Genomic DNA, 22979 nt, shown 5'->3' with positions numbered 1-22979 from the left:
TCCGGCAGAGGGCGGGACCCTCGCCCTGATACCGCCCGCATCATCCCCGGACAAGCCGCATCGCTCAGCCCGGTTCGGACAGCTCCTCCGCCAGCCAGGCGATCAGCTTGTCCGCGTCCGCATGCCCCGCGCGCCCGGCACTGCGAAACACCGAAAGCTCCGCCGGGCGGGGCACCGTCTCGGCGCACGGGCGCACCAGCTTGCCATCGGCCAGCATCGCTTCGGTGGTGCGCCGCCAGCCCAGCGCAACCCCGCGCCCCGACGCTGCCGCCTGCAGCGCCAGCGGATAGCTGTCAAACGGCACGAACCGGGGCCGCTCCGGCAGCACCGCGCCCACGCTGTCGAACCACGCGGCCCACTCGACCCACTCCTGCGGCACCACCCGGTGCACCAGCAGCGGAAACCGGACCAGCGCGGCGGGCGCCAACGGCAGGGTTTCCTCCGCCACCAGCTCCGGCGCGCAGACCGGAAAGATCTCGTCCGGCGCGGTGAAGGCCAGCCGATGCGCGCCGGAGGGCCGGCCCGTGGTCTGCATCGCCACGTCGAACACCTCCGTGGCTTCGGTGATCGGCCGCAGGGCGCTGACCACCCGCAACTCGGTATCCGGATACCGCGCGTGAAACCGCGCCAACCGCGGCATCAGCCAATAGAACGCCTCGCAGAGCTGGCAGTGCAGCACCAGCTCGCCGCCCAGCCGCGCGCCACGCAGGGCGTTCATCTCGGCGGCGATATCCGCAAGCGCCGCGCTCACCACGCGCCCCAGCCGCCGCCCCGCATCCGTCAGGAACACCGCCCGGTTTCGCCGCTCGAAGAGCGCCACGCCAAGCTCACGCTCCAGCTGCGCGATCTGCTTGCTGACGGCGGTCTGCGTCATGCCCAATTCCGCCGCCGCCCGCGAAAAGCTCTCGACCCGTGCCGCCGCCTCGAAGGGTCGCAACCGCGACAGCGGAGGCAAGGCTTTGCTCAGGTTCTCCATAACCTCACCTCATGGGTAAAAGCCAAAAACTAATTTTTTCTGGCGTTTCTTATATGATTTTCTGCCCGTCGAGAGAAGCCGAAGGAGACCGCGCATGACACCAAGGCTGGATCGCCGCCGCACCCTCTGGGCTATTCTGGCAATCATCGCCTCCGTGTTCGCTCTGTCGCTCGGCGATGCCGTGATCAAGCAGACCGGCATCGCGCTGCCTCTGTGGCAGATGTACATCCTGCGCTCGGCCCTCGTGGTGCCGGTGCTCTGGGCACTCGCGCGCAGGCAGGGCCCGCTCTGGCCCGCAGCGCCCGCGTGGGTCGGGCTGCGCAGCCTGCTGCTGATCACCATGTGGCTGAGCTATTACCTCGCCCTGCCCCATATGCCACTCTCGCTCGCCGCCGCCGCCTACTACACCGGGCCGCTTTTCATCGTGGCCTTTGCCGCCGCCCTCGCGCGGTGCTGGCCGACACCACGCGCGCTCATCGCGATTGCGGGCGGCTTTCTGGGGGTCGTCCTGATCCTGCGGCCCGAAACGGCGGGGTTTCAGGTCATCGCCCTGCTGCCCGTCTTCGCCGCCGTGCTCTACGCCTGCGCAATGCTCCTGACGGCGGCGAAGTGCCAGGGCGAAAGCCCGCTGGTCCTCGCCCTCGCCCTGAACATCGGCTTCGTGATCGCGGGGGTGGGCCTCGGCCTCGCCGCGGGGCGCGACGGCTCGTTCATGCTGGGCCCCTGGCAGCCGCTCGACAGCCACCTTATGATCACCATCGCAGCACTTGCCGCCTGCCTGCTCATCGGCAGCGTCGGCGCCGCCTTCGCCTATCAGAACGGCCCGCCCGCCACCATCGCGGTCTTCGACTACAGCTATCTCGTGTTCAGCCTGCTCTGGGGCGCTGTGCTCTTTGCCGAAAGCCCCGGCCACATCGCCTTGCTCGGCATCCTCACCATCTTCGCCGCCGGACTGCTTGCCCTGCCGCGGCGGGGCTAGAGCACCGGCCCGATGGTCGCGATGACATTGTGCCAGATCCGCTCGTGCCGCGGCCAGGCCAGCACCTCCGCATGCCGCACAACCTCGGACCGCGCGATATAGCTCTGCTGGCGCGCGCGCAAATCACAGGTCACGCCCGTGTCCTGCAGCAGGATGTTGTTCTCGTAATTGAGATCAAAGCTGCGCTGGTCGAGGTTCGACGAGCCAATCACGCTCACACAGCCATCCACGGTCAGCGTCTTTGCGTGCAGCAACCCGCCCTTGAACTCGTAAATGCGGCAGCCCGCGGACAGCAGCTTGCGATAGTAACTCCGGCTCGCCGCCGCCACGACCCAGCTGTCGTTGCGTTTGGGGAAGATCAGGCTCACCGCCACGCCCCGGTGTGCGGCGGCACAGAGCGCTTCCAGCACCGTGGCATCCGGCACGAAATAGGGCGTCGAGAGGATCAACTCCTCCTGCGCGCAGGCAAAGAGCCCCGAGAAGAGCTGCGGCGTCGCCCCCCGCCGCTCGGTCGGCCCGTCGCCCATGACCTGCGCGGGAAACCCGCCCTCCAGCGGGACCGCCCGCAGCGGAAAGCTTTCGAACGGCTCACCCGTCGCCTGCAGCCAGTCGCTTAAGAAAAGCACCTCGTTCTGCGCCACAACCGGCCCTTCGAAGCGCAGCATCACGTCAACCCAGGGCGCATATTTCGCCTTGATGCGGAACTCCGGGTCCGCCGCGTTCTGGCTGCCGCAATAGGTGATCTGCCCGTCGATCACCGTGATCTTGCGGTGGTTGCGCAGGTCCAGACGGCTGGTCAGCACCGTGCGCACCGGCTTTTTCAGCGGCAGCGTCACGGCCAGGCGCACGCCCGCCTCCCCCATCCGCCGCCACAGCTCCGAGCGCACCAACCGGCGCGAGCCCAGCCCGTCGGCCATCGCCCGGCAGACCACCCCGCGCCCCGCCGCACGGATCAGCGCCTCGGCAATCGCCGTGCCCGTCTCATCGGTCAGCCAGATGTAATAGAGCACGCTCACCCGCTCGGTCGCCGCATCAATGTCCTGCACCAGCCGCACCGTGGTGGCGGCCTCATCGGCCAGCAGCTCGGCGCGGTTGCCCGGCACCGGGTGAAACCCGTTGATCGAGGCGGCATAGTGAAACGCTGGGCGATAGAGCGGCGCGATCAGCTCATCCGCCGCGCCGGGCACGCCCATGAAGGCCTGCGCCTTGGCCCGCAGCGCATCAAAGACCGCCTGATGCCGCTTGTTCGCCCGGTGCCCCAGATCGACCTCGCCAAAGAGGAAATAGACCGCACTGCCGAAATAGGGCAGCAGGTTCAGCACCACAAACCACGCCATCCGCGCCGGCGGCGACAGGTCATCGCGCAGCAGGATGCGCGTGGTGAAACCGATCACCACGAAGACATGCGCCGCCACCGCCAGCCAGATCATCGGGCGCCCTCCGGAAAGGCCACATCCATCACGATGGGCAGGTGATCCGAGGCGCGGCGGGCAAGCTCCGAGCGGTGCACACGGGCCGTGACCGCCTCCACCGCCCCGGCCAGCACGAAGCGGTCGAGCGCCGTCACGGGCCGCGCTGCATGAAAGCTCGGCCCGGGCGAGACCACCTGCGCGCCCGCGTCAAAACACATCTTCTCCCGGTTCCACTCGTTGAAATCGCCCGCGATGATCACCGGGTGATCGCAGCCGTTCAGATACCCCTGCAACGCCGTCATCTGCTTGCGCCGGATCGCGCGGGTCAGCCCCAGATGCACCCCCACCACCTCCACATCCGGCGGCCCCACGCGCACCGCCACCGCCCCGCGCGGCTCCAGCGAGGGGATATCGATCCGCGACGTCTCCCGCACCGCAAAGCGCTCCCGCATCAGGATTGCATTGCCATGCCAGCCATGGCTCAGCGGGCGCGCTGAGACATCCGCCAGCACATAGCCCAGCTCCGCCTCCAGCCGCTCCAGCGGCAAGACCCCCTCGCGCGGCCCGGTGCGCTTGTCGGCCTCCTGCAACACCACCACATCCGCATCGATCTCGGCCAGCACATCGGCAATCCGATCCGGGTCGCGCCGCCAATCGAGGCCAACGGCCTTGCGAATGTTGTAGCTGGCAATGCGCATCACGCGGCGGTCGCCCCTGTCGCTCTCATCCCGCGTGGCGTGCTCATCGCCCCTCCTTCATCACAGCGCGTGCGGCACAATCTCATATCCCGCGCCCGCTTTGACAAGGGCTGGCGTCCAGATCACCGCCACGCGCAGCGCCGCGCGCCCCTTACTTGATAAAAACACTTGGGTATCTGGAGAGAACGCGCTAAGAGGGCCACACACTGCTTAACACATCGGAGACCGCCATGTCGTTTCACACGCCATCCCGTGGCTTCCTTGCTGCTGTTACAGCCAGCGCGCTCATGATCGCGCAAGCCAGTGAAGCTCAAGCCGAAGCCCTCACTGTCACCGACATTGCCGGACGGCAAGTCACCTTCACCGAACTGCCCGACAAGATCGTCCTCGGCGAAGGGCGGATGATGTATTCCATCGCCCCGCTGGTCGACGGCAACCCGTTCGAGAAGATCGTCGGCTGGAAGGATGACCTCATCCTCTATGACCCCGACGCCTTCCGCAAATACAAGGCCGCCTTCCCCGAAGACACCGCGCGGCTGATCAACTTCGGCAATCCTTACGCGGGCGATTTCAGCGTTGAAGCGGTGCTTGAGGCTGAGACCGATCTGGTGCTGCTCGACGTGGGCAACCTCTTCAAGGCCGAAGAAACGGGCCTGATCGAGAAGCTGGAGGCGGCGGATGTAAACGTGGCCTTCGTCGATTTCCGCCGCAACTCGACCGAGAACACCGTGCCCTCCCTGCTGCTCATGGGCCGCATCCTCGGCGAAGAAAAACGCGCCGCTGAATTCATCGACTTCTACATCGCTCAGATGCGTAAGGTGACCAATGTGGTCGACGCGATCCCCGCTGAGGAACGCCCGCTGGTGGTGATCGAGAACGCCGCCGGGTGGCAGCCCGATTTCTGCTGCTGGTCCTTCGGTCCTTACAACTACGGGCGCTTTGTCGAGCTGGCGGGCGGCGTGAACTACGCCTCGACGCTCGCCAATGCCTACTCCGTGGACATCTCCCTCGAAGGCATCCTCGAGGCCGACCCGGACCATATCATCGGCACAGGTGCCAACTGGGCCGAGGCCAAGCCCGAGGTCACCTCGACCCTGCTCGGCTATGAGGGCGATCCGGCGGTGAACGCCGAGAAGCTGCAGGCGCTTGCCGACCGCACCGGCTTTTCCGAGCTGCGCGCGGTGCAGGAAGGCCACCTGCACTCGATCTATCACCAGTTCTACAACTCGCCCTACCACTTCGTCGCGGTGCAGCAGATCGCCAAATGGCTGCACCCCGAGGACTTCGCGGATCTCGACCCGCAGGCCGCCTTCGAAGAGCTGCACGACAAGTTCCTGCCCTTCGACGCCTCCGGTCAGTTCTGGGCCACTTTGAATTGACGCACAGGCGCCCGCTGCTCGGCGCAGCGGGCGACCCCCAGCTCCGGACTCCGTGATGACAGATCAAACGCAGAGCCTCGCTCCGCCCGCCGCAATGCTGGTCGCCGCCTACAAGCGTCGCAGCCTGCGCCGCGTCACCCTCGTGCTCGCTGCTGCGCTCACGCTCGCTGCGCTCATCGTGCTCGACGTGATCACCGGCCCCGCAAACCTGAGCTTCTGGCGTACGGTTGAGGTCATCCTCGACCCCGGCCAAGCCACGCCCAAGGAGGCTGTGATCATCTGGCAGCTGCGCCTGCCCGTGGCCCTCATGGCCGTCGCGGTCGGCGCGATGCTGGGTGTCGCGGGCGCTGAGATGCAGACCATCCTCAACAATCCACTGGCCGACCCCTTCACGCTCGGCCTGTCCTCGGCGGCCAGCTTCGGTGCGGCTCTCGCCATCGTGCTTGGCTGGTCCGTGATCCCCGGTGTGGGCGCGCTCTTCGTGACCATGAACGCCTTCGTGCTGGCGATGCTGACCTCACTCATGCTCTTTCTCTTCACCCGCCTGCGCGGCGTCAGCCCCGAGGCGATGATCCTCGTGGGCATCGCCATGCTCTTCACCTTCAACGCGCTCCTGGCCTTCCTGCAATACGGCGCGTCCGAGCTGCAACTGGCGCAACTCATCTTCTGGCAATTGGGCTCCCTCGCCCGCGCCTCCTGGACGAAGGTGGGCGTGTGCCTCGTGATCCTCGCGCTGGTGCTGCCCTACTTCATGTCCCGCGCCTGGGCGCTCACCGCCCTACGCATGGGCGAGGAAAAGGCCGCGGCGCTCGGCGTAAACGTCTCGCTGCTGCGCCTGTCGGTGCTGGCGGGCGTGTCGCTGCTCGCGGCCGTCGCCGTGTCCTTTGTCGGCGCCGTGGCCTTCGTCGGCCTCGTCGGCCCGCATATCGCGCGCATGGTTGTCGGCGAAGACCAGCGCGGCTTCCTGCCGCTCTCCGCCTTGTGCGGCGCACTGATCCTCTCTGGCACGTCCATTGCCTCCAAGGCGATCACCCCCGGCATCGTCTACCCGATCGGCATGATCACCTCGCTGATCGGCATCCCGTTTTTCCTCCTGCTGATCCTCGGCCAACGCAAGAGGCACTGGCAATGACTGGGCTCACCGCCCGGAACCTCCGCTTCGCCTATGGCCCCCGCCGCGTGCTGGACGGCACCGGTTTCGAGCCGCTGCATCCCGGGCAACTCACCGCCCTCATCGGGCCGAACGCGGCGGGCAAATCCACCCTCTTCCGCCTGATCGCGGGGCTGGTGAAACCGCAGGCAGGCCAGATCACGCTTGGCGAGACCGATCTCGCCACCCTGCCCACCCGCACCCGGCTTGAGCGCATCTGCTTCATGCCCCAGTTCTTCGCTGCGAACGCCGCCCTGACGGTCTTCGACGTGGTGATGATGGCGCACAAACAGCTGCGCGGCTGGCGCGTCTCGGAAGCCGATATGCGCGCGGTGGGCGCGGCACTGGAGCAGGCAGGCATCGGCCATCTCGCAGAAGCCTATGTGAGCGAGCTCTCCGGCGGTCAGTCCCAGATGGTCTCGGTCGCCCAGGCGCTCATTCGCCGCTCCGACGTCTACCTCTTTGACGAGCCCACCTCCGCGCTCGACCTGCGCCACCAGCTCGAGGTGCTCTCCCGGATCAAATCCGCCATGACAACCCGCGGCGCCATCGGCATCGCCGCCCTGCACGATCTCAACCTCGCCGCGCGCTTTGCCGATCACCTGATCCTGCTCGGCGAGGGCCGCACCCTCGCACAAGGCGCGCCGGAAGAGGTTCTCCGCTCGCGCGCCATCTCCGAAACCTACGGTGTCGATGTGGAGATCAGCACCGGCCCCAGAAAGGATCTGCTTGTCCATGCCTACGCGTCGTGAGGTCGTCCTGTCTCTCTCCGCCCTCGGTGCTGCCAGCGCCGCCTGGGCCTGTCCCGCGCCCGCACCGTCACCCGAGGGCCAGCACAGCGTGCTGATGCTGAACGCCGCCTGTGGCGACAGCAACACGCTCAATGTCTTCGCGCCCGCAATCCTGCGGATCGCCCCGGGCGACAGCGTGACCTTCCTCGCCACCGATCCCAGCCACAACACTGCCTCCAAACGCGGCATGATCCCCGAGGGCGCTGCCCCCTGGAATGGCGCCATTGACGAAGAGCTCACGCTGACCCTCACCGTCCCCGGCATCTACGGCTATATCTGCCTGCCGCATTACGAGATGGGCATGGTCGGGCTGATTGTCGTGGGCGATGACCTCTCGAACCTCGCCGCCGCGAAGAAAGTGCGCCACCTGGGTGCGGCGCGCACCGCTTTTCGCACCCTGCTTGCCGCGCTTGAGGCCTGACGCCAGAACGCCTTTTCAGCGACGGACCTGACGGTGAAGCTGGCGCGTGCCGGGCGGCGCGCGGCTGGCCGCGCGCCGCCCGGCACGCCCGCTCCGCACCCGACCAAAGTCGCATTTCGCCCGTTGGCCCCTCCCGTGCAATCATGCGCCCATGATGTTGGTGCGCGCGCTTCTGCTCTGGACCCTCGCGGTCCTGGGACCGCTCTCCGCGACTGCGGAGCCGTCACCGCGCGAGGTGCTCGCCCCGCTGATCGTACCGCCGATGTCCTTGGGCGAATTGATCAACGATCAGGGCGTCTACGAGCTTCTGAACTCCGGCGGCGCCCACGCAGGCTATGTCTTCGAGACCGAGCCCATGGCGCCCCTGCCCGGCTTTTCCGGCGCGCCGATCAATGCGCTCGTGGTGCTTGACCTAGACGGGCGCTTTCTCGACGTGCAGCTGCTCACCCACAACGAACCCATTTTCGTTTCCGGCCTGCCTGAAAAGCTCTTCTTCGACTTCTTCAAGCAGTATCGCGGCCATTCGATCTCCGACAGCCTCGTGGTGGGCTCACCGTACGGTTCGGGCGATGACAGCTCGGCGCTCGTCTACCTTGACGGGGTGACCAAGGGCACCGCGAGCGTGCGCATCGCCCATGAAAGCATCCTCGCCGCCGCCCTGCAGATCGCGCGCGAGAAGATGGGCGGCGTCTCCGCCGGCCCGCCCGCCTACCCCAACCGCGACCACACCGAAGACCTCACCTGGGACGACCTGGTGGCGCAAGGCCTCGTCGCCCGCAAGGTGGTCACCAACGCCGAGATCCAGGCGCTCTTCGACGGCACCACCTGGGAGAGCGACGATCCCGAGGCTCTCGACGACCCCGACGGCACCTATCTCGACCTCTGGCTGGTGGACCTTGGCCCGCCGTCCATCGCCCGCGCGGTGCTGTCGGACGATGGCTTCGCCGCCTTGCAGGATTTCATGTCCATCTCCACCAGTGACGAGCCTCTGCTGGTGGTGGAGACCGGCCGCCATGGCCTCGTCTCGGACGACTTCGTGCGCAACACCGCGCCCGACTGGCTGAGCGCCGAGCAGAGCGGCTTTCCCATTGCCCTGCGCGATGCCGACCTGATCATCGAGCTCAATAACGATGTCCCGGACGCCCTGCACGATGCCGTGGACTTCGGCGCAGGCCTGATCCTGCGCACCGACCGGCGGCTGGGGTTCGACCCCGCCTCCGACTGGACCTTCAAGGTCAAGGCGGTGCGCGAACACGGCATCTTCCAACCCGAGATCGGCGCGGTCTCCCTCGATCTGACGCACAGCACCGATGCCCGTTTCTTCTCGCGCCCGGTGGTGCAGGCCCCGAACCCGCCCTGGCTCGAAGCGCTGCGTGGGCGGGCCATGGATATCGCCATCGCCGCCGTCGCGCTCACCGCCCTCTGTGCCATCCTGTTGCTCCGACAAACCGAATTCGCCGCCCTGCGCCACTACACCACCATACGCCTCGGTATTCTCGCGGGGGTCACCGGCTTCATCGGCTGGTGGGGACAAGGCCAGCTCTCCATCGTCACGCCACTCGCCACCCTGCGCGCAGCGCTCGAGGGCGGCTCCTACGCCTTCCTGATCTACGACGCCTTCTCCTTGGTGATCTGGGGCTTCGCGATTGTCGGTCTCGTGCTCTGGGGCCGCGGGCTCTTCTGCGGCTGGCTTTGCCCCTTCGGCGCGCTGCAGGAGTTCGCCAATCACATCGGCCGCGCCCTGCGCATCTCTCAAATCGAGCCCAACGCCAAATGGGACGCCCGCCTCAGCTGGCTCAAATACGCCGTGCTCGCCGCCCTCGTGGGCGTCGTCATCCTCGCCCCCGGCTACACCGACAAAGCGGCTGAGGTCGAACCCTTCAAGACCGCCATCACCACATTCTTCGTGCGCGAATGGTACTACGTCGCCTACGCGGTTTTCTGGCTCTTGCTCTCCATGGTGCTCTTCAAAGGCTTCTGCCGCTACGTCTGCCCCTTGGGCGCCTTTCTCGCCATCGGTGGGCTGGTCCGGGGTCGGGCGTGGATTCCACGCCGCGAGGCCTGCGGCAGCCCTTGCCAGCTCTGCAAGGTCAAATGCCGCTATGGCGCCATCAAGCAGACCGGCGAAATCCGTTACGACGAATGCTTCCACTGCCTCGACTGCGTGACGATCCACGACGACCGTGCCCAATGCGTGCCGCTGATCCTCGCCGACCGCGCAGGCACGCGGGGACGGGTGGCCGCCGAATGATCTCCCGTCGCCGCTTCCTCACGATCAGCTGCGCCGCCCTCGGGGCACCCGCCATGGCAGCGGGTTTCACAACCCGCTGGCACGGGCGGGCGTTGGGCGCGGATGTCAGCGTCGCGATCCGGGGCCCCGCCGAGGTGGCCGAGCCGGCCCTCGCCGAGGCGCGACACCTGATCGCGCGCGTCGAGACCCTGTTCAGCCTTTACGACCACCAAAGCCTGCTGGTCATGCTTAACCAAACCGGAGAACTCGCGGCCCCGCCCCCCGATATGCTCGCGCTCTTTGACGCCAGCACAGAGATACATGTCGCGACGGATGGTCTCTTCGACCCCACCGTCCAGGCGCTCTGGCAGGCTCTGAGCACCGGCAGTTCACTGGAAGAGGCGCGCGCCCACATCGGCTGGTCTCGCGTCCTCTTCAGGCCCGAGCGCATCCAACTCGCCCCCGGCCAACAGCTCAGCTTCAATGGCATCGCCCAAGGCTACGCCACCGATCTGGTCAGCGACGCCCTGCGCGCCGCGGGGCTCAGCAACATCCACGTGAACATCGGCGAACACGCGGCCTTCGGACCTGCGCGCCGCCTCGGCCTCTCCGATCCCACCCATGGGCATCTGGGTCATCTGACCCTGCAGGACGGCGCCGTTGCCACCTCCAGCCCCGGCGCGACGCAAATCAACGGCGCTCCACATATCTTCGCGCCGATGGGTGGCGCACCGCGATGGTCAACCGTCTCGGTCACCGCAGCGCGGGCCACCCAGGCCGATGCGCTCTCCACCGCGCTCTGCCTCGCGCCGCTGTCCCTGATGGAAGACCTGCGCGCCCTCCCGGGTGTTCAGCGCATCGTCGCGGTGGCCCACAACGGCGATCTGATCACCCTCTAGAAACGAAAACGCCGCCCCAAGGGGCGGCGCTCCACAGACCTGATCAGGCTGTATCAGGCGGCAGCCTCCACAGCACGCTTGGCCATGACACCCACGAGATGCGCCCGGTAAGCGCCGGTGCCGTGCAGGTCGTTGATCATGCCGTCACCCGAGAGCGACAGCCCGTCGAGCGCCCCCGCCGAGAAATCCGACGACAAGGCCGCCTCGGCCTCCGACCAGCGGAACACGCCCTCCTCGGACGCGCCGGTCACCGCCACGCGCACCCCATCAGCGAATTTCGCCACGAAAACACCAACCAGAGCAAAGCGCGACGCAGGCTGCACGAACTTCTGATAGTTCGACGCCTCCGGCACGGGGAAGCGCACCTCGGTGATGATCTCGCCTTCTTCCAAAGCGGTGTCGAACATGCCCTGGAAATAGTCATCTGCCGCGATCTCGCGCGTGTTGGTCACCACGGTCGCACCCGACCCCAGCACCCCCGCCGGATAGCAGGCCGACGGGTCATTGTTCGCCAGTGACCCACCAATGGTGCCACGGTTGCGCACCGCCGGATCGCCAATATGGCTGGCCATCCCCGCAAGCCCCGGGAAGGACCCGGCCGCCTCCTGCGCCACCGTGGCATGGGTTGTCGCCCCGCCAATGCACAGCCGGCCATCCTCACCGGTGCAGACCCCCTTCATCTCGGCCACACCGCTCAGGCACACCAGCACCGACGGGCTCGCCAGCCGCTGCTTCAGCGTCGGGATCAGCGTCTGACCGCCGCCCAGCGCCTGCGCCTCATCCCGGCCCATGGCAGCAACCGCATCCGCGACCGTGCCCGGGGTTTCTACATCGAAGTTATACATCTCGTTGTCCTTTCCGGCCTCCGCAGGACCCTGCCTGCTTCACCCTTCGAAAAATACTCCGGGGGGAGCGGCCCGGAAGGGCCGCCGGGGGGCTGGCCCCCCGCCCCGCTCACCTTACCGGGGCTCCGCCCGTTCGGCCCTCGGTCTGTCCCCCGGACAGATCGCCGCATATGCGGACCGGGCCTTACCCATGCATCGCCGCCCAGACACGCGCGGGTGTGGCTGGCATGTCCAGATGATCGACCTGATGCCCACCCGATTGCAGCGCATCGATGATCGCGTTGATCACCGTGGGCGGCGAGCCGATGGCCCCGGCCTCGCCACAGCCCTTCACGCCCAGGGGATTATGCGTGCAAGGCGTCTGGCAGGAGTGATCGACCACATAGTGATCCATCTCCGGCAGGTTGTCCGCCCGCGGCATGCAGTAATCCATGTAGGAAGCGGTCAAAAGCTGGCCGTTCTCGTCATAAGAACAGTTCTCCAGCAGCGCCTGACCGATGCCCTGCGCGATCCCGCCATGCACCTGGCCTTCCACGATCATCGGGTTGACCACATTGCCAAAGTCATCGGCAGAGGCAAAGCGCTCGATAGTCACCTCACCCGTCGCCGGGTCCACCTCCACCTCACAGGTGTAAGCGCCCGCCGGATAGGTGAAGTTCGACGGATCGTAAAACGCGGTCTCCTCCAGCCCCGGTTCGATGTCCTCGAGCGGATAGTTATGCGGCACGTAAGCCGCCAGCGTCACATCGCCCCAGGCCACGGATTTGTCCGTACCGGCCACGCTGAACGCGCCGTCCTTGAGCTCGATGTCGCTCTCGGAGGCTTCCAGCAGGTGGCTCGCGATCTTCTTCGCCTTGGCGATGATCTTCTCGGTCGCCCGCACCATGGCCGAGCCGCCCACTGCGATCGAGCGCGAGCCGTAAGTGCCCATGCCCATCGGCGCGTTAGCGGTGTCGCCATGCACGATCTCAACCATGCTCTCATCGACGCCGATCATATCGGCCACAACTTGGGCAAATGAGGTCTCATGCCCCTGCCCATGGCTGTGCGACCCGGTCATCACAACCAGACCGCCCGTGGCATTGACCCGCACCGTGGCACTCTCATAGAGCCCCGCGCGCGCGCCAAGCTGACCCACCAGGTTTGAGGGCGCAATACCGCAAGCCTCGATGAAGCAGTTGATGCCAAAGCCACGCAGCTTGCCTTTCGCCTCACTCTCGGCCCGCCGGGCAGCAAAGCCGTCGCGATCCGAGATCTCCAGCACCTTGTCCATGGTCGCGTGGTAATCGCCGGTGTCATACTCGACAGCCACGGGCGTGGCATAAGGGAACTCGGTGATAAAGTTCTGCCGCCGCAGCTCCACCGGATCCACGTTCAACTCCCGCGCCGCCTTGTCGATCACCCGCTCCAACTGGAACGTCGCCTCGGGCCGTCCGGCCCCGCGATAAGCATCGACCGGTACAGTATTCGTAAACACCGCCTTCACGTTCACATAGATCAGCGGCGTCTTGTAATTCCCCGCCATCAGCGTGCCATGCAGCCAGGTCGGGATCGACGGCGCAAAGGTGCTGAGATAAGCCCCCATATTGGCGTAGGTCTCGGTCCGCACCGCGGTGAAGTTGTTGTCGCCGTCCAAGGCCAGCTCGATCTTGGTCACATGGTCCCGGCCATGGGCGTCGGACATGAAGGCCTCCGAGCGGCTCGACGTCCACTTGACCGCGCGGTTGCAGGCCTTGGCCGCAAAGGTGCAGAAGGCCTCTTCCTGATAGTGGAAGATCTTCGTGCCAAAACCGCCGCCCACATCTGGCGCCACAACCCGCAGCTTGTGCTCCGGAATGCCCAGCACGAAAGCGCCCATCAACAGACGGATCACATGCGGGTTCTGCGAGGTCGTATAAAGCGTCGACTCGTCCGTCCCGCGAGCATAATCGCCTACGGCAACGCGCGGCTCCATCGGATTGGCCACCAGCCGGTTGTTCACCAACTCAAGCGTTGTGACATGCGCCGCCGCCTCAAAGGCCGCGTCGGTGGCCTCCTTGTTCTCTTCGACAAAGCCCCAGTCATAGCAGAGGTTCGAGGTCAGATCGTCGTGCACCTTCACGTCATCACTGGCCACGGCCGCCTTCATGTCGACCACCGCCGGCAATTCATCGATCTCGACCGCAATCGCCTCGGCGGCATCGCGCGCCTGCTCCAGCGTGTCGGCGACCACGGCGGCCATGGGCTCGCCCACATGCCGCACCTTGCCATGGGCGAGGATCGGGTGCTTGGGCTCCTGCATCGGCTGGCCGTGCTTGTCCGTCACCTGCCAGCCGCAAGGCATCCCACCCACCGCCTCGAAGTCGGCACCGGTGAAAATCTTCACGACCCCGTCCATGCCCTCCGCCGCAGATGTGTCGATGGATGTGATCGTGCCATGGGCGATGTCGGAGCGCAGGAAGAAGACATGCGCCTGCCCGTGGATATTGATATCATCGGTGTAATTCCCCGATCCCGTCAGGAACCGTACGTCCTCGCGCCGTTTGGAACTGGCGCCAATGCCTCCATCTTTCGGCATGTCTTTCCTCCCTGTCAAACGGTGGCCTAAAGCCCACCTTACCTGTTGGTTGCACGGGGGTCGCCCCAAGGGCCGACGTCCGTGCGTCTTGCCAAGCGCGCAACTGACAGGTGGGGTGGGCTTTCAGGCCACCCTCCCCCGGCGCGCCATAATGCTATTCGGCCGCCACCGGCGCCACGTCCTGGCCAGATGCCGCCATGATCGCCTTGACGATGTTGTGGTACCCGGTGCAGCGGCAGATGTTGCCTTCCAGGTAATCCCGCACCTCGGCCTCGCTGGGCTTGGGGTTCTCCTTCAGAAGTGCGGCCGCCGACATCACCATCCCCGGAGTACAAAACCCGCACTGTAACCCGTGGTGATCCTGGAACGCCTGCTGGATCACGCTCAGCGAGCCATCCGCATTGGCCATGCCCTCGACGGTCGTCACCTCGGAGCCCGCCGCCTCAACGGCCAGCATCGTGCAGGCCTTCACCGCCTCGCCATCCACATGCACCACGCAGGCGCCGCACTGGCTCGTATCACAGCCCACATGCGTGCCCGTCAGCTTCAGCTCATCGCGCAGGAAAGACGACAGCAGCGTCCGGCCCTCGACTTCGCCGGACGCTGCGCGCCCATTCACATTCATTTCAATCTTGGTCATTCATACCTCCCTGGATTGAACCCCACCTAACCAGACACCATCGATCGGAACCAGCCTTTCTTCGGCGCCTCCGCATCACCCTGTGCCGTATCCTCTTGCTCGGACGGCCCTTCGACCGCGGCCCGGAACCGCTCGAAGAACTGATCCGCCATCTTGCGAGCAAAGCCATCGATGATCCGGCTGCCAAGCTGTGCCAGCTTGCCGCCCACCTTGGCCTCGACCTCATACTCAAGCCGCGTGCCGCCCTCCGCATCGACCAGCCGCACATCCGCACCGCCCTTGGCAAAGCCCGCAGCCCCGCCCTTGCCCTCGCCCTGAAGCCGCAGGCTTTCCGGCGCGACGCGGTCCAGCAACTGCACCTCGCCTTTGAAGGTCGCCTTCACCGGCCCCACCTTCTGCACCACCGTAGCGGCAAAGCCCTCCTCAGGCGAGCCTGTCATCTCCTGACAGCCGGGCACACACTCCTTAAGCACCTCGGGGCTCAAGAGCGCCGCCCAGACCGTCTCGCGGTCAGCGTCAATCGTGATCGATCCGGACATTTCCATGACGGTCTCCTCCTGTCTTGGTCCCGACGTTACGTCTTGCCCCCGCCGCGCGATATAAGACCAATGGATAGGTCCTCAGCGCTCGGGCGGCAGGAAGCTCAGACCATAGGCTTCGTAAATCCCCGCGATGCGCCCATCCTCAAGCGCGGCGCGGATCGCATCATCCACATCGTAAGCCAGCGGGCGATAGCGGAAGTTGATCCCCACCCCCAGCGTCCAGGTCCCCACCGCAAAGCCGGGCAGTGGCGGCTGATGCAGGCCAAGCCCCTCGACCAGCCCATGCTCCAGCTGCGCGCGCGGACCCATCGCGGCCTTGACCTCACCCGCCGCCAAGGCCGCCATCGCCGCCTGCATATCCGGATAGCGCCGGATGTTGGCGCTCAACTGCCCGCCCGCGAGCCCCGAGAGGTAGAAATCCGCAATGGAATCATTCTCCACCGCCACGGTGTCGAAGCGGAAATAGGCGGGCACCGGCTTGTCCTCCGGATAGGCCGCCGCGCTGTAGGCAATCGCAATCGTTTCGCTCTGATACTGGCCGGTAAACACCACCTGCTCGACCCGACACTTGAAGGCCGAATCGTAAGGCACCCGCATCATCACATTGGCGATCCGCCCGCCGATGAGCGCCCCGCGCCACAGGTTGTTGCGCAGATCCGCATCCAGGTTCTCCGCCGCCGCGATGAAGTTGAACCGGGGCTCGACCCCGATGTACTCCGCAATCAGCCGCGCGATCTCCACATCGACACCCCGTGCCGCGCCGCCCTCTTCCCAGGAATAGGGCGGATAATCCTCATAGACCGCAAAGAGCATATGCCCCTGCTCGATGATCTGGTCGAGCTCTTGGCCGACGATATCGCGGCTCGCATTCTGCGGCTTGGCCTGGGGCACATGATCGGCACAGGGGTCATTGGCCCAAACGGGCGCAGGGTCGGCCAAAAGACCGACCCCAAGACTGACAGCCATCACAAGGGAGAAAAGCTTCATGCCCGCCAGTCTGTTCGCTCAATGCGCCGCTGACAAGCCAATCGTGAGGATCTCCGCCGCGCGCTTGTAGGCCACCGGCGTCCCGTCGATCACATTGCTCGCCCGGAAGGCGATGCTGTCGGCCAACGGCGCCCCCGACAGCGTCTCGATCTCCGCCGCAATCTCGCTCAGCCGCGCCTTCGCCGCATCGGGGTCCGCCCCCGCCGGGTCCTCCGCCCAGGCCGCAAACTGATCCCGCATCTCTTTCAGCTCGTCCGAGCGCTCATCCACCATGTCCTGATCGGGCCGCGTCTCGATGTAAGTGCGAATGGCCCAGGCCGCCTTCTGCCCCAGAAGCTCGCCAAAGGCTGGCATCTTGGTGATGCCATTCTGCGTATAGCCCTCGACAAAGCGCTCCACATACCATTCATCGCCGTACTCCTCGGCCTCAAGGAACCGCAGGTCCGGGGCCAGCCCGCCCGAAATCACCTCGAGCCCGTGGCAGCGCGCACAGTTCTGGTTGTAGCCCGAGGCGCCGATCTCCAACGCCGCCTGCCACACCTCTTCCCCCGCCGCCTCGGCGCGATAGGGGTTCTCGATCAGCCACTCCTCGCCCACATCAGGCAGGGCATCCGTGTTCACGGGCTGCGGCGCCACATCGCCATGGGCCCACACCATCGTGGCCGCACAGACCAGTGCACCGGTCGTCATTGCCGCTTTCAGCATTGCGAAAATCCTCCCTCTTTCGAAGTTGACCTTGATCTATCGCAAGGCCGCGCGCGCCAACAATGCGACCTTGGTCGTGACGCAGCACTTCACGGCCCCGCTCGGCATTGGACATTGGTCGCATAGCCCCTGCGCGCCCGCTCCGTCATCCTGTCGCCGACTGGGAGGAGTCATGCTGAAACATCTACTCGCGTCCGCGCTGTCTCTTGGTGTCTGCACCGCGGCCCTGGCCGAAACGCTGCAGGTGCCGCTGATCTGGCTGCGCCATGCCGAGCCGGAACGCCCGGTGCTCTCCAACCTCGACCCGATCCCCGAAGACCGCGGGCAGGCGGGCGCCGAACTGGGCCTGTCGGACAACCTCACCACCGGCCAATTCCTCGGCCAGGACTACAGCCTCGAAGTGATCGAGATCGCCTCCGAGGATGACCCCCTGCCCGAGGCCCGCGCGGCCCTCGCGCGCTCCCCCTACATGGTGCTCGACGCCCCCGCCGAGACGCTGCTCGCCATCGCCGATCTGCCGGAAGCACAAGGCGCGGTGCTCTTCAACACCTCGTCTTCGGATATGTCCCTGCGCGGCGAAAACTGCCGCGCCAACCTACTCCATACGAAAACCAGCTACGCGATGCAGACCGACGCGCTCATGCAATTCGCCCGCGCCAAACGCTGGGAAGGCCTGGTGCTGATCACCGGCAACGCGCCCGAGGACGCCGACTACGCCGCCGCCCTCACAGCAAGTGCTGCCAAATTCGGGCTCACCATCGCCGAAACCAAACCCTGGATCTTCGACGCCGACATGCGCCGCAACGCCGCCCAGGAAGTGCCGCTCTTCACCCAAGACCTGGCCGATCACGACCTCCTGCTCATCGCCGATGTGGCCAACGACTTCGCCCGCTACATCGCCTATAACACCTGGGCGCCCCGCCCCATCGCGGGCGCCGAAGGGCTGCGGCCCGTCTCCTGGGCCCCGGTGGTCGAACAATGGGGGGCGGCGCAACTGCACAGCCGCTTCCAGGATCTCGCACGCCGCGATATGACCCCGCGCGACTACGCGTCCTGGGCCGCCGTACGCGCCGTGGGCGAGGCCGTCACCCGCACCAAATCCGCCGACCCCACCACCATCCGCGACTACCTGCTGTCGGACAGTTTCGAACTCGCAGGCTTCAAAGGCCGCCCCCTGTCCTTCCGCACGTGGAACGGCCAGATGCGCCAACCGATCCCGCTGGTAACGCGTGCCGCCCTCGTGGCCCAGGCCCCGCTCGAGGGCTTCCTGCACCAGCGCACCGAGCTCGATACGCTCGGCATCGACCAGCCAGAGACCACTTGCACCGCCTTCCAATAGCCCTTCACCCTTCCCCAAATACTCCGGGGAGTGTGAGGGGCTGGCCCCTCACGGACCACAGCAAAAAAGGAGACGCGCCATGACCTGCAAACCGATCCTCCTCGCCACGACCCTGCTCGCCACACCCGCACTCGCGGATGAAATGTGGATCTCCAATGAAAAGGACGACACCCTCAGCGTGATCGACATCGAAACGCTGGAGGTCGTGCGCACCATCGACGTGGGCGAACGCCCGCGCGGCATCACCTTCTCCAAGGACTACTCGGTGCTCTACGTTTGCGCCTCCGACAGCGACACGGTGCAGGTGATCGACCCCGACAGCGGCGAGGTCCTGCACGAGCTGCCCTCGGGTGAAGACCCCGAACAATTCGTGCTGCACCCGGACAACCGCCACCTCTATATCGCCAATGAGGACGACGCGATCACAACCGTGGTCGACACCGAGAGCCGCACCGTGGTCGCCCAGATCAGCGTCGGCATCGAGCCCGAGGGCATGGCGGTGAGCCCCGATGGCAAAATCGCCATCACCACGTCTGAGACCACCAACATGGCCCATTGGATCGACACAGAAACCCAAGAACTCTTCGCCAACACCCTGGTCGACAGCCGCCCGCGCCACGCCGAGTTCATCAAGGAGGGCACCGAGCTTTGGGTCAGCGCCGAGATCGGCGGCACCATCTCGGTCTTCGATGTGGCAACGCAGGAAGAGATCACCAAGATCGACTTCGCCGTCGATGGCGTGCACCCCGACCGCGTGCAGCCGGTGGGCTTTGAGATGACCGCGGGCGACACCCACGCCTACGTGGCCCTCGGCCCCTCGAACCACGTGGCCGTGGTCAATGCCGAGACCTATGAGGTCGAGGACTACATCCTCGTCGGCCGCCGGGTCTGGCATCTGGACTTCAACGCCGACCGGTCGCTCGCCTTCACCACCAATGGCGTCTCCGGCGATGTGACGGTGATCGACGTGGCCAGCCGCGAGGCGATCAAGTCGATCAAGGTTGGTCGCTTCCCCTGGGGCGCCGCCTTCCGGCCTACGGGGGGTTAACGCCGCCCTACCGCCCCGCGCGCCGCGCACCGACGTGATACCGACGTAAAACCGACGCGATACCGACACCCCACCGACGCCGCTTTCGGGCCGCCTTCCGGCGGTCCAGCGCGGCACCACCGGGGAACAGATCACCGTTACTCCACGCAAGTATATGATTTTCATATGTAAAGCATCGCGAGAGACCTGCGACTTTAGGCCAACAGCAACACCCCCGCCACTGTGCTAAACTGTATCTCATGAAACATCTCCTGATCCCGCTTTTGCTCATCGCCTCCCCGCTCGCCGCCGACGACACCGACCCCGGCGGCACGCTCAACCCGTCTGAATTGACGTGGGAATCGATGCTGGAGCGTGCCGAACGCGGCGAAACGGGCATGGTGCTCTGCTCCACCGGCTACGCCATCACCAAGAAGGGCGCGCATGAGGCCGCGCGGCGGCTGTTCGAGCGCTGCGCCGCAGCGGGTTACACCGGTGCGATGACCTGGATGAGCCAGCTCGACAACAACGGATTGGGCGGCGACTACGACCCCGATGCCGCTGCCGAGTGGGACCGCAAGGCGGCCGAGCTCGGCGATCCGGTGGGCAAGTTCAACCACGGCCTCAACCTGATGCGCGGCCATGGCATCGCCCAGGACGAGGCGCTGGGGCGGCAGTTCGTGGATGACGCCGCCCGCGACGGGCTCGCCGTCGCCAAACGGCTGCAAGGTGCGGGCTACGATCTCGACGAGGTCACGCCCGACGCCGACAACTGGAAATACGCACCGGTCTTCTGACCCGCTGAGGAAACGAGCGCCCGTCCCCCCATCGAGGGGGGCGCGGGCGCTGCCCGGCGGTTCCCGCCGTGCGGCCCCGTAGGAGAGGGCGGTACGCAGTTTCCGCACTGCGCAGCACAGGCTGCCATCAGTGAATAACCATCCTCGGCAGCCAATGGCTGTCCGGATCCGCCTCCTCCAGATCGACCTCCCCGATGGGCCGCAACTCGCCCGCCTCCGGCGGCACCGCCAGCACGTCCATGTTCATCTCATGCATGCGCCCAATCCACCCCGCGCCGTCCTCCTCCAGCCGGTAGTAGACCCCGTTCCACATATCGATCCCGTAGTCCGTCTTGCCCTTCCAGACGAAGAGGAAATCATATTCCAGATCGGTCAGCTTATCCGATATATTTCTTTTGATTTCATAAGGATAAGGCACATGACACCAGGTTTTCTCCGCCCCTTCGATACAGCGGAACGGCCGCATCGACAGGAAGTGATCGGAGAACACCGCGTCATTCAGCACCACGCTGTACCCATCCCGTGGCCCCACAAGCCGCGCGATCTCGATCCGGGTGCCATCCGCCTCTTCCAGATAGACCGTCGCCCCGTCCAGCTCCGCCGCGCCACAGAGCCCCGGACAAAGCGCCAAGACCAACATCCCCCACACCCGCATCGCACACCCTCCCTCGCGTCTGCGCATGCTGGGCCACATCCCCCAATTCAGGCAAGCCGATCCGCATACGACCTTTGGCCAATTTAGATTGTCTGCCGTTCCTCCGATACTGCTCCCGGGTTGTCCCGTGCCATGAGGAAAGGTGCGCAGCCTCATACCGACGATTGGGAGGAAACCGATGAACAGGTTTATCAAAGCCGCCGTCATCTGCCTGTTGGCAGGCACCGCGGCACATGCAGAAGTCACAGAAGAGATGCTCGCCAATGATCAGGCGTCCACGGGCGACGTGCTGACCAATGGCATGGGGCGTCACCTCCAGCGCTATTCGCCGCTGGACATCCTCAACAAGGACAACGTCAAGAACCTCGTGCCCGCCTGGGCTTTCTCCCTCGGTGGTGAAAAACAGCGCGGGCAGGAGACCCAGCCGCTGGTGCATGAGGGTGTGATGTACATCACCGGCTCCTACAGCCGGATGTATGCCATCGACGTCAAGACCGGCCAGGAGATCTGGCAGTATGACGCGCGCCTGCCGGAAGGCATCCTGCCCTGCTGTGACGTGGTGAACCGCGGTGCCGCGATCTACGGCGACATGGTCATCTTCGGCACGCTCGATGCGCGCATCGTGGCGCTCAACAAGGACACCGGAGATGTGGTTTGGCGCAAGAAAATCGCTGACTACAAGGCAGGTTACAGCTATACCGCAGCCCCGCTGATCGTGAACGGGCTGGTGATCACCGGCAACTCGGGCGGTGAGTTCGGCATCGTCGGCGAAGTGCAGGCCCGCGACGCCATGACGGGCGAAACTGTCTGGACCCGCCCCGTGATCGAAGGCCACATGGGCACGCTCAACGGCGAAGAAAGCACCATGACCGGTGAGCTCAACGCCACCTGGCCGGGCGATATGTGGAAGACCGGCGGTGGCGCCACCTGGCTCGGCGGCTCCTATGACATCGAGACCGATACGCTGGTCTTCGGCGCCGGCAACCCCGCCCCCTGGAACAGCTGGCTGCGCGATGCGGGCCAGAACAACGACGGCACAGGTGACAACCTCTATGCCGCCAGCCGTATCGGCATCAACCCGGCAGACGGCGAGATCAAGTGGCACTTCCAGACCACGCCGCGCGAAGGCTGGGACTATGACGGTGTGAACGAGGTCGTGGCCTACACCAACCGTGCGGGCGAGAAACGCTGGGCCACCGCCGACCGCAACGGCTACTTCTATGTGCTGAACCGCGAAGACGGCGATTTCGTCCGCGGTGTGCCTTTCGTGAAGGACATCAGCTGGGCTGAGGGCCTCGATGAAAACGGCCGCCCGATCTTCGTGGAAGAGAATCGGCCCGGCGACCCGGCGGCCGCGGCCGACGGCAAGAAAGGTGAAGTGATCTTTGCCTCCCCGTCCTTCCTCGGCGGCAAGAACTGGATGCCGATGGCGTTCAGCCAACGCACCGGCAACTTCTATGTGCCCTCGAATGAGTGGGGCATGGACATCTGGAACGAGCCCATCACCTACAAGAAAGGTGCCGCCTATCTCGGCGCGGGCTTCACCATCAAGCCCAACTACGAAGACCACATTGGCTCTCTGAAAGCGATCGACCCCGATACAGGCGAGATCAAGTGGGAGTGGAAGAACGACGCCCCGCTCTGGGGTGGCGTGATGACCACCGGCGGTGGTCTGGTCTTCACCGGCACGCCTGAAGGCAAGCTCATTGCCTTTGACGACGAGACCGGCGAAGAACTGTGGTCCTTCCAGACCGGCTCCGGCATCGTCGGCCAGCCGATCACCTGGGAGCAGGACGGCGAGCAGTATGTGACGGTGATCTCCGGCTGGGGCGGTGCGGTTCCGCTCTGGGGCGGCGAAGTGGCCAAGAAGGTGAACTACCTTAACCAGGGCGGCATGCTCTGGACCTTCCGGCTGCCCGAACAACTGGCCAGCGCCAACTGATGCGCGGA

20 protein-coding genes and 1 pseudogene are annotated in these 22979 nt (G+C 65.6%); 11 read left to right on the top strand and 10 right to left on the bottom strand.

Going from position 1 to position 22979, the window contains the following annotated elements; genetic code table 11:
• Positions 1-64 precede the first annotated feature (64 nt).
• A complete protein-coding gene (locus ACVC7O_RS04585) occupies positions 65-976 on the bottom strand; it encodes a LysR substrate-binding domain-containing protein (RefSeq protein ID WP_458324905.1) in 912 nt (303 codons plus the stop codon).
• Between the two features lie 94 nt (positions 977-1070).
• Between ACVC7O_RS04585 and ACVC7O_RS04580 the strand changes: the two genes are divergently transcribed.
• The gene (locus ACVC7O_RS04580; protein WP_458324904.1) at positions 1071-1955 is read left to right on the top strand and encodes a DMT family transporter; all 885 of its coding nucleotides are present in this window, start codon (positions 1071-1073) and stop codon (positions 1953-1955) included.
• Here ACVC7O_RS04580 and cls read toward each other — a convergent pair.
• Both cls and ACVC7O_RS04570 read right to left on the bottom strand, forming a co-directional pair.
• Positions 1952-3385, bottom strand: a complete 1434-nt coding sequence (gene cls, locus ACVC7O_RS04575; RefSeq protein WP_458324903.1) for a cardiolipin synthase — start codon at positions 3383-3385, stop codon at positions 1952-1954. The genes ACVC7O_RS04580 and cls overlap by 4 nt on opposite strands.
• Positions 3382-4065: an endonuclease/exonuclease/phosphatase family protein gene (locus tag ACVC7O_RS04570; protein WP_458326038.1), complete on the bottom strand. Its 684-nt coding sequence runs from the start codon at positions 4063-4065 to the stop codon at positions 3382-3384. The genes cls and ACVC7O_RS04570 overlap by 4 nt, the downstream gene beginning before the upstream one ends.
• Before the next feature lie 230 nt (positions 4066-4295).
• On the opposite strand from ACVC7O_RS04570, the gene ACVC7O_RS04565 reads away from it, so the two are divergent.
• From ACVC7O_RS04565 to ACVC7O_RS04540, 6 genes and pseudogenes are all read left to right on the top strand, one after another.
• Positions 4296-5444 carry an ABC transporter substrate-binding protein gene (locus tag ACVC7O_RS04565; protein ID WP_458324902.1) on the top strand — a complete coding sequence of 383 codons (1149 nt, stop codon included), beginning with the start codon at positions 4296-4298 and terminating at the stop codon, positions 5442-5444.
• Between the two features lie 55 nt (positions 5445-5499).
• Positions 5500-6576 carry a FecCD family ABC transporter permease gene (locus ACVC7O_RS04560; RefSeq protein WP_458324901.1) on the top strand — a complete coding sequence of 359 codons (1077 nt, stop codon included), beginning with the start codon at positions 5500-5502 and terminating at the stop codon, positions 6574-6576.
• A gap of 83 nt (positions 6577-6659) precedes the next feature.
• Positions 6660-7346, top strand: a pseudogene (locus ACVC7O_RS04555) (ABC transporter ATP-binding protein); the annotation flags it as partial.
• Complete coding sequence (locus tag ACVC7O_RS04550; protein ID WP_458324900.1) at positions 7330-7806, top strand: pseudoazurin; 477 nt, start codon at positions 7330-7332, stop codon at positions 7804-7806. The pseudogene ACVC7O_RS04555 and the gene ACVC7O_RS04550, both read left to right, overlap by 17 nt.
• 151 nt (positions 7807-7957) lie before the next feature.
• Positions 7958-10057, top strand: coding sequence for a 4Fe-4S binding protein (locus tag ACVC7O_RS04545; RefSeq protein ID WP_458324899.1), 2100 nt, complete (start codon positions 7958-7960; stop codon positions 10055-10057).
• The gene (locus ACVC7O_RS04540) at positions 10054-10935 is read left to right on the top strand and encodes an FAD:protein FMN transferase (protein ID WP_458324898.1); all 882 of its coding nucleotides are present in this window, start codon (positions 10054-10056) and stop codon (positions 10933-10935) included. Before ACVC7O_RS04545 ends, ACVC7O_RS04540 begins: the two co-directional genes overlap by 4 nt.
• Before the next feature lie 53 nt (positions 10936-10988).
• Here ACVC7O_RS04540 and ACVC7O_RS04535 read toward each other — a convergent pair whose 3' ends face one another.
• From ACVC7O_RS04535 to pedF, 6 genes are all read right to left on the bottom strand, one after another.
• Complete coding sequence (locus ACVC7O_RS04535; RefSeq protein WP_458324897.1) at positions 10989-11780, bottom strand: FAD binding domain-containing protein; 792 nt, start codon at positions 11778-11780, stop codon at positions 10989-10991.
• A gap of 184 nt (positions 11781-11964) precedes the next feature.
• On the bottom strand, positions 11965-14337 hold the full coding sequence (locus ACVC7O_RS04530) for a xanthine dehydrogenase family protein molybdopterin-binding subunit (protein ID WP_458324896.1): 2373 nt from the start codon (positions 14335-14337) through the stop codon (positions 11965-11967).
• A gap of 154 nt (positions 14338-14491) precedes the next feature.
• On the bottom strand, positions 14492-14977 hold the full coding sequence (locus tag ACVC7O_RS04525; protein ID WP_458324895.1) for a (2Fe-2S)-binding protein: 486 nt from the start codon (positions 14975-14977) through the stop codon (positions 14492-14494).
• 26 nt (positions 14978-15003) lie between these two features.
• Positions 15004-15522 carry a CoxG family protein gene (locus tag ACVC7O_RS04520; RefSeq protein ID WP_458324894.1) on the bottom strand — a complete coding sequence of 173 codons (519 nt, stop codon included), beginning with the start codon at positions 15520-15522 and terminating at the stop codon, positions 15004-15006.
• Positions 15523-15597: 75 nt separating this feature from the next.
• Positions 15598-16506 carry a substrate-binding periplasmic protein gene (locus tag ACVC7O_RS04515; RefSeq protein ID WP_458324893.1) on the bottom strand — a complete coding sequence of 303 codons (909 nt, stop codon included), beginning with the start codon at positions 16504-16506 and terminating at the stop codon, positions 15598-15600.
• An 18-nt stretch (positions 16507-16524) separates the two neighbouring features.
• Positions 16525-17211: a cytochrome c-550 PedF gene (gene pedF, locus ACVC7O_RS04510; protein ID WP_458324892.1), complete on the bottom strand. Its 687-nt coding sequence runs from the start codon at positions 17209-17211 to the stop codon at positions 16525-16527.
• Between the two features lie 172 nt (positions 17212-17383).
• On the opposite strand from pedF, the gene ACVC7O_RS04505 reads away from it, so the two are divergent.
• The 3 genes from ACVC7O_RS04505 (at position 17384) to ACVC7O_RS04495 (ending at position 20374) form a co-directional block, all read left to right on the top strand.
• Complete coding sequence (locus ACVC7O_RS04505; protein WP_458324891.1) at positions 17384-18550, top strand: ABC transporter substrate-binding protein; 1167 nt, start codon at positions 17384-17386, stop codon at positions 18548-18550.
• Positions 18551-18629: 79 nt separating this feature from the next.
• Positions 18630-19598, top strand: a complete 969-nt coding sequence (locus tag ACVC7O_RS04500; protein WP_458324890.1) for a YVTN family beta-propeller repeat protein — start codon at positions 18630-18632, stop codon at positions 19596-19598.
• A gap of 239 nt (positions 19599-19837) precedes the next feature.
• On the top strand, positions 19838-20374 hold the full coding sequence (locus ACVC7O_RS04495) for a tetratricopeptide repeat protein (protein WP_458324889.1): 537 nt from the start codon (positions 19838-19840) through the stop codon (positions 20372-20374).
• 127 nt (positions 20375-20501) lie between these two features.
• Here ACVC7O_RS04495 and ACVC7O_RS04490 read toward each other — a convergent pair whose 3' ends face one another.
• Entirely contained in the window at positions 20502-21014 is a 513-nt protein-coding gene (locus tag ACVC7O_RS04490; RefSeq protein ID WP_458324888.1) for a hypothetical protein, read from the bottom strand.
• A gap of 193 nt (positions 21015-21207) precedes the next feature.
• Between ACVC7O_RS04490 and ACVC7O_RS04485 the strand changes: the two genes are divergently transcribed.
• Positions 21208-22971: a PQQ-dependent methanol/ethanol family dehydrogenase gene (locus ACVC7O_RS04485; protein WP_458324887.1), complete on the top strand. Its 1764-nt coding sequence runs from the start codon at positions 21208-21210 to the stop codon at positions 22969-22971.
• Positions 22972-22979 lie beyond the last annotated feature (8 nt).

This window comes from Roseobacter cerffii, from assembly GCF_054226325.1.
The sequence above is the reverse complement of the archived record's forward strand: the minus strand, read 5'-3'. Positions and strand labels throughout refer to the sequence as shown.